Origin of the sequence: Amycolatopsis sp. NPDC102389 (genome assembly GCF_044765885.1) — a bacterium.
Classification (GTDB): Bacteria; Actinomycetota; Actinomycetes; order Mycobacteriales; family Pseudonocardiaceae; genus Amycolatopsis.
In genome coordinates this window covers 14,862-30,960 of record NZ_JBIWKX010000030.1, presented here as the reverse complement: position 1 = coordinate 30,960, position 16,099 = coordinate 14,862, and the positions used below count along the sequence as shown (strand labels likewise).

Below are 16,099 nucleotides of genomic sequence, written 5' to 3'. Positions count from 1 at the left end.
GCTACCGCGTCGCCGGAGGCTGTGGCATCCTGTAGGGCTCGCCGCAGAACGGCGGGCCCTGACGGTGCGCCCGTCCAGGTCCGCAACCGTTCTGCGAGGGGAAAGCGGTATGACCGCACAGGTGGATCCGCGGCGTCATGCAGTTGTCGCGGAGAAGGTGGCCGCATGGCGAGACAGTCTGATCGACTTCGGGCCGCGCAACACGATGCTGTACTTCAAGAACGCCAAAGTGGGCAGCCTGGACCTGACCTCCGCCGAGCCGGCCGCGCTCGTCGAACTGGCGAAAGGGAACAAAACCCGGCTGCGCCAGCTGTTCCCCGGCGAGGCCGCTCACCGTGACGCCCGGACCCGAGCGCGTGATCTGGCCAAGCGGATCCAGCTGTTCGAAGAAGAGCAAGGGATCGACGTCGGCCGGATCGCCTTCGGCCTCGTGCACACCACGGCGGACCAGCACCGAGGCACGAGTCCCGTGAAGCCGCTTCGTGCGCCTCTCTTACTCCGACCTGTCACGCTCAAGGCCAGGACGGCTTCCGAGACTGATTACACACTGGAAATCACCGACGAACCCGAGATCAATCCGGTGCTGCTGCACGCGTTGAATCAGCACTACGGGATCGACTTCGATCGCGCGACGCTGACCGAAAGACTGGAGGCGCACCTCGACCCGGCGCTCGGGCACGACGATCAAGTCGAACGCGTTCATGCCGATCTGGCCGCCGTCGCGGCCGCGCAGAGGGTCGACCTGACACTGGAGAACGCGGCCGTTCTCGGTGCCTTCAACTACGCGAAGCTGCCGATGGTCGAAGATCTCGCGAACGCGACAGACCTGCTGGTGGAACATGACCTCGTCGCGGCGCTCGCCGGCTACCAACCCGCCAAGGAAGCGCTTGACGAGGAAGGCGCCGCCGCGAACCTGCCGCTGGTCGACCAGGTTCGACCCGACGCCGAATTCCTGGTTCAGGACGCCGACTCTTCGCAACACCGGGCCATCATGACGGCGTTGAGCGGCCAGCACCTCTTCGTCGAAGGGCCGCCCGGGACGGGGAAAAGCCAGACCATCGCCAACATCATCGCCGGGGCCGCCGCAGCCGGGAAAAGGGTGCTGTTCGTCGCCGAGAAACGCGCTGCGATCGAAGCCGTGCTGAATCGCCTCGACGAGGTCGGTCTCGATGGCCTGATCTTCGACCTCCACCAGGACAAGATCAGCAAACGCCGGATCGCTCAACAACTCGCCGACAGCCTCGATCAAGTCGCCAAGGAACCTCCCGTCGAGGTGGACGAGCTGCACGAGAAGCTCGTCCACGCACGGCAGCGACTGATCAGTCATTCGCAGGAACTCCATCGACGTCGAGACCCCTGGGGGCTCAGCGCCTACCAGGTCCGGGAGCGGCTCCTCGACCTCACCGCCGCGCCGAAGATCCCGATCGCGTTTCGTGCCGCGCAGTTGCGTGCGCTGACCGGGGAGACGGTCCGACATTTCGGCAACGACCTCAAGAGCTTCGTGGAAGAGGGTGGGCTGAGGATCCTGCAGAACTCCACGCCCTGGGCGAAGGCACCTGTGCGAAACGAACAGGACGCCCGGCGTGTGCTGGCCGAGCTCGATCAGCTCGCCGACAAGACGTTGAAACGCGGGCAGGACAACATGCAGCGGCTGCTCGCGCAGACAGGGCTCCGGAAGCCTCAGGACATCGTCGGCTGGCAGGACGTGCTGGCCCTGCTCGACGCGGTGGAACGGAGCGTCGACGCCTTCGGGCAGGACATCTTCAGTGTCCACCTCGACCAGTTCCATTACGCGACCGGGAACCGGGCCGCGCGGGCGCGGTATCCGCAGCAGTTGCCGTGGAAGCAGCGACGAGACCTCGTGAAGCGGCTTCGGCGGATGTCCAAGTACGGGCTGGCCAAGAAACCCGCACTTCACGCCGCCTTGACCGAAGTACTCCAGCAACGCCATCGGTGGCACGAGCTTGGTGGCGCACAGACCCAGCCAGCCTCGGTACTGGGACTGCAGGAGGTCATGCGTGACTACGCCGAGCTGCGGCGTCAGCTGGCCTCGGTTGCGTTGTCGGCGCAACGGCCGGATCTCGAGTCGGGGCCGGCGGAAGCGATCGAACAGAACCTGGAGGCGCTTCGTGACGATCGCGGCATGCTGTTCAAGATGCCCGGGCTCAATGCCGCGCTGGGCCGGTTCGAGAGCTTGGGTTTGCAGGCCTTTCTCAAGCAGATCGCCGACCGGAATCTCGGCCCCGAGGAAGCCTGGCAGGCGTTTCAGCGAAGCTGGCTCGAGTCCCTCGACGACGAGTTCAAACTCAGCGTTCCCGAACTCGCCCGGTTCGCCGCCGATCGGCAGAGCCGGGTCAACGCGGAGTTCCAGGATGCTGACGTCAAGCATCGAAAGACCTCCGCACGACGAGTGCGTCGTCAGGTTGCGCGGAATGTGCGTGCCGCGAAAGACGACTACCCCGAACAGGCCCGCATCCTGAAACGTCAAGCCAGTCTCAAGACCCGGCATATGCCGACCAGGAAACTGGTCGAACAGGCGGCCGACGTGATGCTCGCGCTCCGGCCGTGCTGGGCGATGTCGCCGCTGGTGGTGAGCCGGATGCTGCCTGCCAAACGGCTTTTCGACCTGGTCGTCTTCGATGAGGCGAGCCAGATCCGGCCGCCGGACGCGATCACGTCGATCATGCGCGGCGACCGGCTGGTCGTAGCCGGCGATGAGAAGCAACTACCACCATCGGACTTCTTCGACCGTGCCATCTCGGCCGAGGACGAGGAAGACGACGATCTCGACGGCAATCTCAGTGACTACGAGTCCATCTTGACCGCGCTTCGGCCGGTCATCCCGGCCAGTCAGATGTTGAGCTGGCACTACCGAAGCGAGGACGAACGGCTGATCTCCTTCTCGAACCGGGAGATCTACCGAGAAGGCCTGGTCACCTTCCCGGGGTCCGCGAAGGCGAGCCCCGTGTCGCTGGAGCTGGTCGATGGGGTGGTGTCGCCAGGCCAAAACGGTTCGTCGCCGGCGGAGGTCGAACGCGTCGTCGAACTCGTGCTGGCACATTTCCGTGAGCACCCCGGTGAGAGCTTGGGTGTGATCACCCTGGGGAGCAAACACCAAGCACGGATTCAGCGACGGCTGCTGGACGCGAGGAAGGAACATCCGGAACTCGACGAGTTCTTCTCGGACGAGATCGAACTCGGCCGCAGGTTCTTCGTGAAGAACCTGGAGAGTGTCCAGGGAGACGAACGGGACGTCATCATCTTCAGTATCGGCGTGGCGAAAGGGGCGAACGGGCGTATCTCTCGCACCAGCTTCGGCCCGTTCAACTACCAGGGAAGCGATCGCAGGCTGAACGTCGCGGTCACCCGAGCGAAACGGCGGATGATCGTCGTCTCGTCCTTCACCGCCGACGCACTGGAACCCAGGCAGGACATCACCGGCACCGAGCTGCTGCGCCGGTACCTGGAGTTCGCGCAGCGATACGGCGATGTCGACCAGGTCGGGCGGCCGACGGCCGCGAAGCTGAACGGTTTTGAACGTGCGATCCACGACGCATTGCTGGAGCGAGGAATCGCGGTCCAGCCTCAGTGGGGTTTCTCCGGCTACCGCATCGACTTCGCGCTGGCCCACAGCGACGATCCGGGCAGGATGATCCTCGCCGTGGAGGGCGACGGCCACCAGTATCACTCGTCCCAGAGCGCGCGGGATCGGGACCGGCTGCGGCAATCACATCTGGAACGGCTGGGCTGGACCTTTCACCGTCTGTGGTCGTCCGCGTGGTTCTCCGACCCGGCCGGCGAAACCGACAAGATCGTCGCCGCCTGGCGGCGAGCGCACGAACGCGTCGAATCGGAGCCGGAAGGCCCACTTGTCGTCGAGCCGGAACCTGTCGTGACCAGGTCGTCACGAGGACCGAGGCCGCCGATTCCCGCCGGTTTGAAGATCACCGAGTACTCCGAACGGCAGCTCATCGAGCTCTGCAGATGGCTGATGACCGATCGGCTCCTTCTCGATCGGGATGACCGGCTTCAGGAAGCCATGGCCGAACTGGGTTTCCGGAAGCGGGGATCGGTGATCGTGGATCGGTTGAACAAGGCCATCGAGATAGCGCAGCACCTTGCCGACAAGGAGGAGAACTGAATGTTCCCGCTGGATACGCGGACCGTCGATCGGCTCGCCAAGGTCGTCGTCGATCATGGTGGCGCCTACGAGCGGAAGGGGTACGAGCTGGCGGCGCTGTTCAAGCAGGCGGGGTGGGGAGAGCCGCCGGAATACGATGGCTCGCCAAGGATTCCCTGGTTCGTCGAGCAACTGACGGACCGCCAGGACGATCACGCGGCGATCACGCGGCTGATCTGCCGCGTCTGCGACCCCATCGAGTACGACGATGGCACCGCCACCTCTGAAGTGTTTCGCACCGAGGTCAACGCGATTCTCGAGGCGGAAGGCCTGGTGGTCGCCCTCACCGCGGGACGCCCGGTGCTCGGGGAGCTGGGGAAGAACGGCGACCAGCCGATCTATTCGGAACCGCCGGACTTCCGTCGCCGTATCGAAGCGCTTATCGCCGATTCGCGCACCGTCGACATGCTTATGGGACGGTTGGAGGAAACCCGGATCTGCGAGTCCGGTGGCGCGTACACGATGGCCATCATCGGTATCGGGAGCTTGGTGGAGGGTCTCCTGCACGCACTGTTGACGGAGCGGGACGCTGATTTGCGAGTCAATGGGTTCCCCGATCTCACCCAGCGTCAGGGCGCCCAACAACGCGGTCGCATGAAGGCCGATCGTGTTTCGTTGCAGTTGCTGATCGAGACGGCGCACGCCAAGGACTGGATTCAACTCGACGCGAAAAAGTTCACGGACACCGTGCGAGATTTCCGGAACTTCGTGCACCCTCGTAAAGAACTGTCGGAACGGCCTCGGTTCGATCAGGACAGTGTCATGTTGTGCTGGGCGCCTGTTCACGCGTTGCTGAACGACCTGGAAGAGAACGTTTCACCGGTCAAGGCATAGAAGCGAGGGGCTGCGCGTGCTGCGCAGCCCCTCGGGTCACTTGTCGCAAGCCGTGCCGTCGTTATCCCGGTCGAGGGCGGGTCTGTAGCCCGGTTCGCCTCTGTGGATCGGAGCGGCACCGGCCGCCCTGGCCGCATCGCAGTTCTTGTAGTAGATGTTCTTGTTCGGCTCCGGCTCCGGTTCTGGGGCCGGTTCCGGTTCAGGTGCCGGCTTGGGTGTTTCCTTGGGAGCCGGTTGCGCCGGGGGCGTGGGAGCGGGAGGTGCGGGAGCGTCGATCGTGCCGAGGCAGGGGGCGCCCCAGAGTCCTTTGCTTGCCTGGCGGGCCGCGGCCTCGGCCGCCTGCAGTGCGGCCGAAGCGGCCTCGGCGGCGTACTTGACGAATCCACCCTGAATCGCGGCCGTCGCGTAGTCGACGCCGTCGGACACCAGCGCGAGAGATACCCCTTGTGCGGTTTCAGCGGTGATCCGGACGGCTTTACTGACCAGCGTGGTGGTAGCCCACGTCAGCGTTTCACCTGCATGGCAGCCGGTTCCGGGCTTCGGAGCGGTGACTCCGAGGACGCGTACGGATCTTTTGGTGCCGTCACTCGCGGACACCTCGAGGGTGGCTCCGTCCGAAACAGCGGTCACGACATAGGACAGAGGTTCTGGACTTGTAGTTGTCGTCGTCGCTGTCGATGTGGCGGTCGTCGGCTGGGCAACGGTGCTTCCGCTCGTCGGAGCGGGCTCTTTGCCGAATATCGCCCCGAGCACGAACAAGACGCCGAAAACCGCGAGAGTGATCTTGAGCCACTTCGGGAGCCGTCTTTTCCGCGGCTGTGGGGATTGGGGGGTGGGGTGCATTCAGGTGTTCCTCTTCCGCGCCGCGATGTACCGTCCCTGACTTCGCGTGTCAAACGAACGGTGTTACGCGCTGAGTGCGCAACTATCCATAATCACCCATTCGGTCGCGGGCGCACGTCACGATCAAGTTACGAAAGAAGGTTTCCCGCGAATTGATGTGACGGAAAGGCGGCATCCATCGATGACATGAGGCTGATGACTTGAAAGAAAAGGTGTGGGCCTGTATGTCGGGTTTGATCGAACTGGTGGCGTTGCACCCGCGGGGACGTTTCCCGGCCCTGCCGGTCGAGTTCACCGCGTTGGAAGTGAAGACCACAGGGTTGCGACCAGGCCGTGTGATCGAGCTCGCCGCTGTGCGTTTCCGGGCCGACGGTCAGGTGGCGGCCGAGTTCAGTTCGGTGATCAATCCCGGCCAGGGGATTTCGCCGGGATGGGAATGGGCGCATGGCGTCGCTCGCGGAGAGTTGGACAGGGCCCCTGCGTTCGGAGCGATGCTGGGACCGGTTCTGGATTTGTGCAGGGGCAGCGTCGTCGTGGCCCACGAGTTGCCGTCCGTCGGCGAGTTCTTGTCCGCGGAACTGGTCAGGGCCGGTGTCCAGCTGCCCACACTTCCTGGGGTCAGTGCGAAAGACTCTCTAAAGGCAGCGATCCGGTTGCCGAATTACCGGCTGGGCACCGTCGCGCATGCCTTCGGCGTCGAAGACCTTGTGTCGCAGTCCGCACTCTCGTCCGCGCGGGCAACGGCACGGGTGGTGAGTCTTCTGATCGGAATGCATGGTCTCGCCTTCGTCACACCACCTCGGTTTCCTGCGCTGCCGCGCTACGCGGTCGGAGGGGCACCCATGGTCCGGGCAATGATCCCGGCTTCGGGTGGAGGCTGGATGGCTGAAGCGGTCGAACGGGTACCGACTGATCCTGCACTGGCCGGCGCGGTCGACCATGCTTATCTCGACCTGCTCGCCGCGGCGGTCGGTGATCAGCACATCTCCTCCGGCGAAACCTGGTCGTTGGCGGCGTTGGCGACGGAAGCCGGACTGTCCGATGAGGTCGTTCGCTCCATCCACACTACCTTCGTTGCCGCTTTGCGAGCCGTGGCGGAAAGCGATGGCGTGGTCACCGATGCCGAGATGCGTGAGCTGTCGCAGGTCGCGAAGGCGTTGCAAGCCGAGGATGTTCTCGTTGGCTTACGACCGGCCAAAGACGGCCACGAGGCTGTCCGTGTGCTTGTCCTCGGAGCCAGTGCCCAGGCCGATGAGATGAGGGCGAGCGTCCTTGACGGGAACATGAGGCTCGCGAAGAAGCTGACGGCATCAGTGACCCACCTCGTTCACGACGCGACGGTTCCGCCTGACGAGCCTCGGTTGAAGCGCGCGACCGAACTGGGTGCGGACGTACTTGATCTCGAGGCCGCCGCAGTCGTGCTTGGCCTCGCGGAAGCCGGGACAACGCCTGCGCCTGCCACCGCGGTCCTGCCTCCGGTCGTTTCACAGAGCGGACCGAGGCGACCGAATGTGGTGCCGTCTCAGCCGAACCCGGTGCTCCCCCCTCACTCGGGCCGGCAGGCACCGCTACGAGCGCAATCGACAGGCGTTCTGGTGTTGGGTCGTCTCATGATGGCCTTGGGTCTGCTCGTGATGTTCATCGTCGTGGTGGCCATGTTCGGTGGCTCGCCGTTGGGGGCGGGAATCCTCGGCGCGGCGATCGGCCTCGCCTTTTTGTTCGGCGGGCTGGCTGGTCGCGGAGGAGGGACAAGGTCCCCGCGGCCGAGAGCGCATCGCCAACAGCTCCTAGACCCGTTACTTCGAGGCCGCCCAGTAAATCGCCTTGGCCACCTGCGAGTACAAGCCCTTCGGGTGATCGCGGAACAGCGGTTCGGTGCCGAACAGCACCGCCCGCCCGCCGAGGCCCGTGGTCCCGGACACGACGGCGGCCTGGCCCGCCGCCTGCAGCGGCCCGCCCGTACCGTCGTCCCGCGTCCGCCAATGCCCGGCGACCAGGGGATTCCCGCTCGCGTAGCGCTGCTCGACACTGACCGAGGAGCCGAGATCGGTGAACCAGAACGGCCCGTAGACGAACGAGTCCGGCAGCGCGCCGGCGCCCACCGGACCGGTCCCGTTGACGACCGAGACGACGCCGTTCCCGTCTTCCCAGCCCGCCACCGGACGTGCTTCGAGAAGTCCCGCGTCGGTGTTGAACCGCGCGCCCGTGGCACCGCGCGTGACCACGCCGCCGCGGGCGAGGAAGGCGCGCAAAGCGTCCTTCGCGGCCGGGGTGAGGTCGGTGTACCGCAGTCCCGAGGAGACGAACAGCAGGTCCACCCGGGACCAGTCGAAGCCCGAGTTGAGCATCGCCGCCGACACCGGCCGCACGTCGAAGCCCATGTCCCGCAGCGCTTTCAGCTCGTCCGGACCGACGGCGGCCGCGATCGTCTTACGGGTCAACGGTGCCGCCGCCCCGCGTGCCTCGGTGAACCGGACGCCGTAGCGGTCCGCCACCTCGGCCGCGGCCGGGCGGGCCGACGCGGGCACGACGATCGTGCCGTCGTCCGTACTGCCGAGGGCGAGGCCTCGGTTCAGCAGATCGTTGACGGCGCTGACGTCCTTGCCGTCGACCAGCTTCAGCGCGAGGTCGCGGCCGGGCGCGGCGTCGACGCCACCGGTCGGCGACGCCGCGACGACGTCGTGCGCACGGACGTCGAGCCGTCCCTGCTTGACGATGTCGACCGACGCGCCCCACAGCAGGCGATGGCTCCAGCCGGAGATGTCGTACATGACCGGCACCTTCGCCGAGATGTCGCTGCCCTGCTCCAGCATCACGTTCGCCAGGCCGCGTTTCGGCTGGTGCATGTCGACCAGGTACGAACCCGCCGGGTAGCGGCGCCCGGCCAGCGAGAACGGGCGATCGGCCTGCCGCACGCGGACGTCGTTGGCCACCAGGTGATCGACCAGCCGGGAAGCGGCGACGGCCGAACGCTGGTCGGCCCCGGCGGGGATGACGTACGCGCGCGGGAACTCCGTGCGGTAGCGGTCTTCCGGCCCGAAGCCGGGCACGAACCCGTCGGGGATCTCGCGCTGTGCCTCACCGGCCGTGCCGCGCCGGAACATCTCGATCTGGTTCGCGATGAGCTCGCCGCGGTTGCGGTCGGCGTAGTTCAGAGTGCTGCCGATGGTGGCCTCGACGACCTCGGTGTTGATCACCGCGCGCCGCTGGAGTTCCGCCACCGGCTGGGTTTCGTAGTCCGCGTTGTTCACCCGCATCGGGATCTCGATCGTGAAGGACACCGCGCCGTGATACATCGCGTACTGGGCGGTGTAGATCGGCGCCCAGCCGTCCCAGCTGCCGGGTTCGTAGTCGCGGAACGGGATCTCCGGCTTCGCCGTCTCGGGGCGTCCCAAGGCCTTGACCGCCTGCTCCATGCCGAGCCCGTTGGCGTACCCGTGCTTGATGTAGAGGTCGAAGTCGTAGTTCTGGCCGTGCGGCGGGGTGGTCGGCTCGATGAGCGTGTTCTGGACGTAACCGTGTTCGTCCAGCATCATCAGCGGCTGCTTGCCGATGGCGATCCCGCGCATGGCCCGCACTTCCGGCTGCGACGCGGTGACGAAGTCGCGGTTGGGGTCGAAACCCTGCGACGTCTGCCGCGTGCCTGCGACGCGGCCGTCCGGATTGGCCGTGACGTTGAAGTAGAAGCGGTTCCGTTTCAGCAGTTCGACGGTCTTGGGGTCGTTCGACGTCGCCAGCTTCTCGATGACGCGGAGCGCGCCGTCGGTGCCTTCCCATTCGTTGCCGTGGATGTTGTTGTTGATCCACACCGGCGCCTTGTACCCGTGGCGCAGGAACGGGTCGCGCGCGGCCTGCGCCGGGTCGTTCTCGATCAGCGACCGCCAGGCGTCCTGCCGTTTCGTCTCGGACCGGCTCTCCGGCGCGGTGAGCGTCACCAGGTAGAGGTCGCGGCCGAGGCCGGACTGCCCGGCGATCTCGACCGAGATCCGGTCACTGCGCGCCTGCAACGCGTTCAGCTTCGGCGCGATCGCGTGATACGGCGCGAGCCCGAGTTTGATCGACTTGTCGGCCGTGTTCTCCGGATACACGCGCAGCTTCGTCTTGCGCGGATAACCCGAATGGTCACCCGCGACGTTCTCGCCCGCCGCGGCCCGCGCGACGCTCATCGGCTGGTCGGTCGCGGCCACCTCGTTGCGCTCCGGCCCGTTGCCGGGATCGCGATGCGGTGACGCCGGCGGCGGCGCCGCGTACGCCGGCGCGGCGACCGCGCTCAGTGACAACATCAGGGCCAGGAACACGGTGCGAGCCGAACGCGACAAGAGCCACCTCCAGGGACGTCGGCACAGTGTTTCCGCCGAACGAACGCCCCACAAGACCCGAAAGGCGGCTAATCGGGCGCCGGGAACCGGTGCTCGTTCCGATCGATCTTGGCGTTGGCCGCTTCGATCAGGTCCACCCCGAGGCTGTTCGCCAGCTGGAGGAGGTACAGCGTGACGTCGGCGATCTCGTCGACGACGTTGTGCGCCAGCTCGGGGTCGGAACGCCACTTCTCGGATTCCTCCGGGGTGAGCCATTGGAACAGCGAAGTCAGCTCGCCGACTTCGCCGGACAGCGCCATGACCAGGTTCTTCGGGGTGTGGAACGGTTCCCAGGCCCGTGCCGCGGCGAAGTCGCGGAGGCGCTGGTTGAGGTCGTCGAGAGTCACGTGCCGTGCCTACCAGATCGTCACGGTGCGCTAACGGCCGTATGGCGGACGAGCGTTGACGTGCAATTTGCAACTTGCCTAGCGTCGCAGGCCGTCGGGGAATCGATCCGGAAGGAAAGCCTTGACGTACCAGCGAAGCCTTCGCTCTCGCGTGCTCTCCATCGCGTTCGTGCCGAGCGCGGCCTTGGTGCTCGTCGCGTTGTTCATCGGCGGATTCCTCGTCCAGCAGGCCATCGAGGCCCGTGACGACGCCGAAGACGGAGCCGTCACCATGGCCGAGGCGAGCCGGGGGATCGCGTCGCTGCAGCGGGAACGGGCGGTCGCGCTGCGGGAGCCGGGCAGCCGTTCCGCCACCTACACCGCGTACGCCGACCGCATCGACACCTCGCTGTCCTCTTTGCGGGAGATCGCGCGGGGCGCCCCCGACGCCGAGATCGGCTATCAGCAGACGATCGCCGTCGAACTGCTCACCGCCGTCGAAGGCATGGACCGCAGCGATTCCCTCGCGGTCGCCGGGATCGACGACGAGGGGCGGCGCGACTACGCCGCGGCCGTGGGCGCGTACCGGTCCAGGCTCGACGCCGTCGCCGGAAAGCTGACGGAAAGTAGTCGCCGGATCTATCGCGATCTCGTCGGAAGTGTGGACTGGAGCCGGTTCGGCGCGGTCGAAGCCGCGTTGAGCGCGGCCACGCCGCCGCCCGTCGGCCAGGACGCCTGGCGGGCCGCGGCCGGCGTCGTCGGCCGCACTCTCGGCGACCTCGCCGCGCGCCAGATCGAGTATTCGGCGCAGCTCGCGATCGACGGCGGACGCCGGGTGCTGAGTGGCGCCCTCGCCGCCGCCGCGGCGATCTCACTGCTCGCGGTGGTGGTGATGGCGATCGTCATGCAGCTCGCCAAGCGGCTGCCGATCCCGATCATCCGCTGCCCTTCGCGCCTCGATGCGGTGCCTTTGAGCTGGTCACACCTGGTGAGCGATTACGCCGAAAAGAGCACGCTGTTGGCCCACACGAGTCGGGGAAGCGGTCGGGCAGACTTGTCCGGGTGAGTTCCCCGACGGATCTGCGCCCCTACCTGCGTACTTTGGACGCGGAAACGCTGGCGGACCTGCTGCATGCCCAGGCTGAGCGTGACCCTGAGTTACGGCAGGCTCTGGAGAACCGCTTCGCCACCCAGGGGAGTGACGTCGCCGAGGCGCACCGCCTGCTCGACACCGCTGTGCTGGCGGGCAACGTCGAGTACGCCGCGAAGGTCGGGTCCGTCCTCGACACGCTTCAGCGGCTTCTCGACGCAGGCAGCCGGGCCGATCTCGCGCCGCTCGCCCGCCGGACCGTGGACGACATCAGCGAGATGCTGGAGCAGATCGACGACACCTCGGGCGAGGTGGCGGATCGGCTGGACCGGGCCGTCGAGCTGTACGCGCGAGCGTGCGTGGCCCGCCCGCCGGATCCCGAAAGCCTGGCCGCCTGGGTCCTCGAAGTGGAGTTCGACGGCCCGGGCTGGCCGGTAATCGAGCTCGCTGACTTCGCCTCCGCCTTGGGGGAGAAGGGAATCGCGCGGATTCAGTCCACTGTGGACAGTGTGCTGGCGGAGCAGCCGTCCGGTGTGAAACGCGAGACGGCCGAGCGGCTGCGTGAGGAGCTGGCGGAGGTGTCCGGCGACGTCGACGCGCTCGTCGCGATCCTCGCCGCCAAGCCGCCGCGCGTGGACGTCAGCCTCAAGATCGTGCGCGTCCTGCGCGCGGCGGGGCGGCACAGCGAGGCCATCGCGCATGCGGCGCGGGCGCTCACGCATGACAAGAAGGAAGAAGCGCCTCCGCCGGAAGCTGAGCCAGTTCTCTTGTCACGTAAGGACTTCGACGAGAGTCCCACGGCTGCGACGTATCTCGCTCTGCGCGAGGAGTCGCTGGAAGCGGGGTGCTGGGTCGCGCAGCGGAAGGCCGCGGTGGCCCGGTTGCGCGAACTCGCCGCCGGAAGCACGGAGGCCGCCGACGAACTCGTCCGCGCGTTGCTCGGCGAGGACCGCGCCGACGAGGCATGGCGGGCGGCGGTGCGGTTCGAGGCCTCTTTGCCGGTGCGCGTCGAACTCGCGGACGCGCGTTCCGTCGCCCATCCGGCGGAAACCATTCCCGTGTACCGGGACCATGTCGAAGAATTGATCACGCGGAAAGATCCGAACGCCTACCGCGAGGCGGCCCGGCAGCTGCGCAAACTGCGCACGGTGCACAAAAAGGCTGATATGGCTGAAGAATTCAGCTCGTACCTCGGCACATTGGTGGAAATACACAAACGCAAGACACGGCTGATCACCGAGATCAAGGCGGCGAGGATCGCGATTCCCAAAACCGTAACCGCGCCCGCCACCGGTCGTTATTCGCACTGAACCGAGGAAACCCGGCTAAGAGGTAGAAGTCGCGGTGGTCCTGAACCGGTGTCCACCCGCGTCCTCCCCGCGACCGGGACGCCGTGTTCCGCGCCCGGGACCACCGCGACGAGCCCGATCGGGTCCGCGTGAAAACATGTCGCCATGAGTCCGGTGAGCCGTGCCCGCAAGAAGGCAGCCCAGCCCTCCACCCCGAGTGTGACGGGCCTCTTCAAGGACGTCCTCCGGGACTTCTCGACCCTGGGCGCCGAACCCGAGGTGCTCGACGTCGAACTGCTGACCTCCGAGGTGCTCGGCCAGTGGTGGGAGATCGAGGTCGAGGAGGACGAAACGCCGCTGGGCCTGGAGCTCATCGCGTTCGCCGAGCGGAAGATCACCCCCGCCGCGGCCGCGCTGCTCGCCGGGTTGCGGGTCTTCGCCGAGACCGAGGAGGAGCGCGAGGCGGCCGCCTCGGCGCTGAACACCGTGCTGGGCCGCGGGATCCCGGAGCCGGAGTGGGTGGCGGATCTGGCCGCGGTGACCGTGGGGGACTGCTGGCGGACCGGCGACGTCTTCGGTGACGAGTCCTCCCTGCTCTGCGTCTTCTCCCGCGGCGAGGTCGAGCACGGCCTGCTCGCACTGGTCGACTTCACCGAGGGAGGCCGGATCCGCGACGTCGTCGTGGTCGACAAACCGCAGGACGTGCTGGCCGAGATGCGGCAGCAGGCCGCCGACGACCCGGAGCTCGTCACGCTGGAGCGGGTGCTGCCCGAGCGCGCCCACCAACTGCTCGCGGACGGCCTCGCCGCGACGGACGTCGAAGAGGAACCCGACGTCAGCGAGGATTACGCGCGGTTCCACGCGCTCGCGCTGGCCTGGATCCGGGCGCTGCCCGCGCCCGAACCGTCGCCCGAGATCTCCGAATGGCCCGATCAGGTCCGCGAAGAGGTCGTCGCCGACTTCATCGGGTCCGGGCTCGTGGAGGACACGGACGCGACGCGGTTCTACGCGCGCCTGCTCGTCGACTACGGCTGTGAGACCGAGCCGGGCAGCCCGCTGCGGGTCGGGCCGGAGAAGCTCGCCCGGTTCCTCGAGTCGCTGCTGGACGGCGAGTTCGAGATCGACGAGGCCTACGAAGACGCACTGGAGCCCGCTCTGCTCGGCTGGGTGACCTGGGCCGCCGACCGCGCCGGGCTCCCCGAGGCCGCGCGGGTGGCGCTGCTGGAGAGCGCGACCGAGTTCCTGGAGGAGTTCGCGCAGGACGAGGACTCCGCGCTGGACGTGTACTTCGACGGCTCCGAAGGGATCGAAGACCCGGCGGAACTCGCGGAAGCCCTCGCGCGCCGGGTCTTCGCCGTCCCGACGGTCTACGCGGAGATCGGCGACGAGGAGCTGGAACTCGAGCCCGCCGATCCCGAACAGCGCCGCCTGCTGGTGATCGGCGAGCACCCCGAGTACCACGAGGCGCTCGCCGAGGAGACCTTCGACGGCGAGCCCAGGATGCGGCTCGCGCTCAAGACCACGATCGTCGACCAGCTCTGGGACGACGAGCCCGCCGAGGTCTGGCAGGCCGTGCGGCGGCTGAGCGAGACCGGGCAGGAGCGCGAGGAGATCTTCGATCGCCTCATCGACGCGCTGTCCGCCCAGCTCACCGAAACGGGCGAACACGAGATGGACTACGACGTCGACGACTACCGGAAGGCGCTCGGCGAGCTCTGAGCGCGGGAGGCTCAGCCCAACGGCGCCGCGGGGGTGCCGTTGCTCTCGGTGACTTGCGGCTTCTTGCGGCGGCGGTCCCCGCGGGCGTCGTCGAAGTCGACGACGAAGGCGCCGGCGGCCATGGCCACCAGGAGTGCGAGTCCGAGAATCGAACCGACCCAGGTCAGGATGGTCGAGAACATCGTGAGCCTCCTCCCTGCTCAAGGTCTGTTCGAGACCTCTTGTTCCCCTGACACAAGGGTCGCCGTGGGGGGCTGTAGCCGGTATCGGCCAACCGGTTACACGTACTGAGCGTGGATCGGCCGATCGGCCGAGGAAAGCCGCCCGGCGACAGCGGTGCGCCACCGGCGGGCCTCAGTGGCTCGCCGGTGGTGCGAAGACTGCTGCTTGTGAGGGAACGGCGGGCGGCGGGGAACCCGCGAGCGCCCCGTCACGCGGTGTGTCGATCAGAGCTTGCGCAGCCGGACCCGGTTGATCGTGTGGTCGGCGTCCTTGCGGAGCACCAGGGTCGCCCGCGGCCGGGTCGGCTTGATGTTCTCCATCAGGTTCGGCTCGTTGATCGTGCGCCACAGGTGGCGTGCCTCGGCCCTGGCCTCGTCGTCCGGAAGGCCGGCGAAGTGGTGGAAGTGCGACGCGGGGTCGGCGAAAGCGGTGTGCCGCAGCTTCAGGAAGCGCTCGACGTACCAGCGTTCGATGTCGGTCGTGGGCGCGTCCACGTAGATCGAGAAGTCGAACAGATCCGACACGGTGAGCCGGGGGCCGGGCTGGAGGACGTTCAGTCCTTCGAGGATCAGGATGTCGGGCTGCTGAACGACCTGTTCCTCGTCGGGAAGGATGTCGTAGGCGAGGTGCGAGTACACCGGCGCGCTGACCCGCTCGGCCCCGGACTTCACCTCGGTGACGAACCGAAGCAGCGCCCGCCGGTCGTAGCTTTCCGGGAAACCCTTGCGGTGCATGATCCCGCGCCGGACGAGCTCCGCCCGCGGGTAGAGGAACCCGTCGGTGGTGACCAGGTCGACCCTGGGGTGATCCGGCCAGCGGGCGAGCAGCGTGCGCAGGATGCGCGCGGTGGTCGACTTGCCGACGGCCACGCTGCCCGCGATCCCGATGATGTAGGGGACTTTGGTGCCCCGGCTGTCTTCACCGAGGAAGGTGGTGGTCGCTTCGTACAGCCGCTGCCGGGCCGCGACCTGGAGATTGATCAGCCGCGAGAGCGGCAGGTAGACCTCGGCGACCTCGGCCAGGTCGACCTGTTCGCCGAGACCGCGCAGCCGCAGCAGTTCCGCGGCGGTCAGCGGCAGGGGAGTCGACCTGCGCAACTCTCGCCACTGCTCACGGTGCAGCTCGACGTAGGGACTGAGCTCACGGACCCGCGGCATCGCACACTCCTCGCCCGTCGCCTGCGCTGGCGCCGTACAAAACCGTGTTGACGAGTTCTCGGCGGGTGAACGTGCCTCGAA

The 16,099-nt window shown here is 67.1% G+C and carries 10 protein-coding genes; 5 read left to right on the top strand and 5 right to left on the bottom strand.

Annotation, left to right across the window (positions count from 1 at the left end):
- Window positions 1-109: 109 nt before the first annotated feature.
- Together ACIRGA_RS23975 and ACIRGA_RS23970 are read left to right on the top strand one after the other, a co-directional pair.
- Window positions 110-4,141: an AAA domain-containing protein gene (locus ACIRGA_RS23975; RefSeq protein ID WP_400944629.1), complete on the top strand. Its 4,032-nt coding sequence runs from the start codon at window positions 110-112 to the stop codon at window positions 4,139-4,141.
- Window positions 4,142-5,014, top strand: a complete 873-nt coding sequence (locus ACIRGA_RS23970; protein WP_400944627.1) for a hypothetical protein — start codon at window positions 4,142-4,144, stop codon at window positions 5,012-5,014.
- Window positions 5,015-5,050: 36 nt separating this feature from the next.
- Here ACIRGA_RS23970 and ACIRGA_RS23965 read toward each other — a convergent pair whose 3' ends face one another.
- The 3 genes from ACIRGA_RS23965 to ACIRGA_RS23955 form a co-directional block, all read right to left on the bottom strand.
- Window positions 5,051-5,644: an excalibur calcium-binding domain-containing protein gene (locus ACIRGA_RS23965; protein WP_400944625.1), complete on the bottom strand. Its 594-nt coding sequence runs from the start codon at window positions 5,642-5,644 to the stop codon at window positions 5,051-5,053.
- A gap of 2,009 nt (window positions 5,645-7,653) precedes the next feature.
- Window positions 7,654-10,176, bottom strand: coding sequence for a M14 family zinc carboxypeptidase (locus ACIRGA_RS23960; RefSeq protein ID WP_400944623.1), 2,523 nt, complete (start codon window positions 10,174-10,176; stop codon window positions 7,654-7,656).
- 68 nt (window positions 10,177-10,244) lie between these two features.
- Complete coding sequence (locus ACIRGA_RS23955) at window positions 10,245-10,562, bottom strand: nucleotide pyrophosphohydrolase (RefSeq protein ID WP_061980383.1); 318 nt, start codon at window positions 10,560-10,562, stop codon at window positions 10,245-10,247.
- 121 nt (window positions 10,563-10,683) lie between these two features.
- Between ACIRGA_RS23955 and ACIRGA_RS23950 the strand changes: the two genes are divergently transcribed.
- From ACIRGA_RS23950 to ACIRGA_RS23940, 3 genes are all read left to right on the top strand, one after another.
- Window positions 10,684-11,607, top strand: a complete 924-nt coding sequence (locus tag ACIRGA_RS23950) for a nitrate- and nitrite sensing domain-containing protein (RefSeq protein WP_400944620.1) — start codon at window positions 10,684-10,686, stop codon at window positions 11,605-11,607.
- A complete protein-coding gene (locus tag ACIRGA_RS23945) occupies window positions 11,604-12,941 on the top strand; it encodes a hypothetical protein (RefSeq protein ID WP_400944618.1) in 1,338 nt (445 codons plus the stop codon). Before ACIRGA_RS23950 ends, ACIRGA_RS23945 begins: the two co-directional genes overlap by 4 nt.
- A gap of 144 nt (window positions 12,942-13,085) precedes the next feature.
- Complete coding sequence (locus ACIRGA_RS23940; protein ID WP_400944616.1) at window positions 13,086-14,639, top strand: DUF1841 family protein; 1,554 nt, start codon at window positions 13,086-13,088, stop codon at window positions 14,637-14,639.
- An 11-nt stretch (window positions 14,640-14,650) separates the two neighbouring features.
- Here the strand turns inward: ACIRGA_RS23940 and ACIRGA_RS23935 are convergent, their stop codons facing one another.
- Window positions 14,651-14,821 carry a hypothetical protein gene (locus ACIRGA_RS23935; protein WP_400944614.1) on the bottom strand — a complete coding sequence of 57 codons (171 nt, stop codon included), beginning with the start codon at window positions 14,819-14,821 and terminating at the stop codon, window positions 14,651-14,653.
- 264 nt (window positions 14,822-15,085) lie between these two features.
- Window positions 15,086-16,018: a type I pantothenate kinase gene (gene coaA, locus ACIRGA_RS23930; protein ID WP_400944612.1), complete on the bottom strand. Its 933-nt coding sequence runs from the start codon at window positions 16,016-16,018 to the stop codon at window positions 15,086-15,088.
- Window positions 16,019-16,099 lie beyond the last annotated feature (81 nt).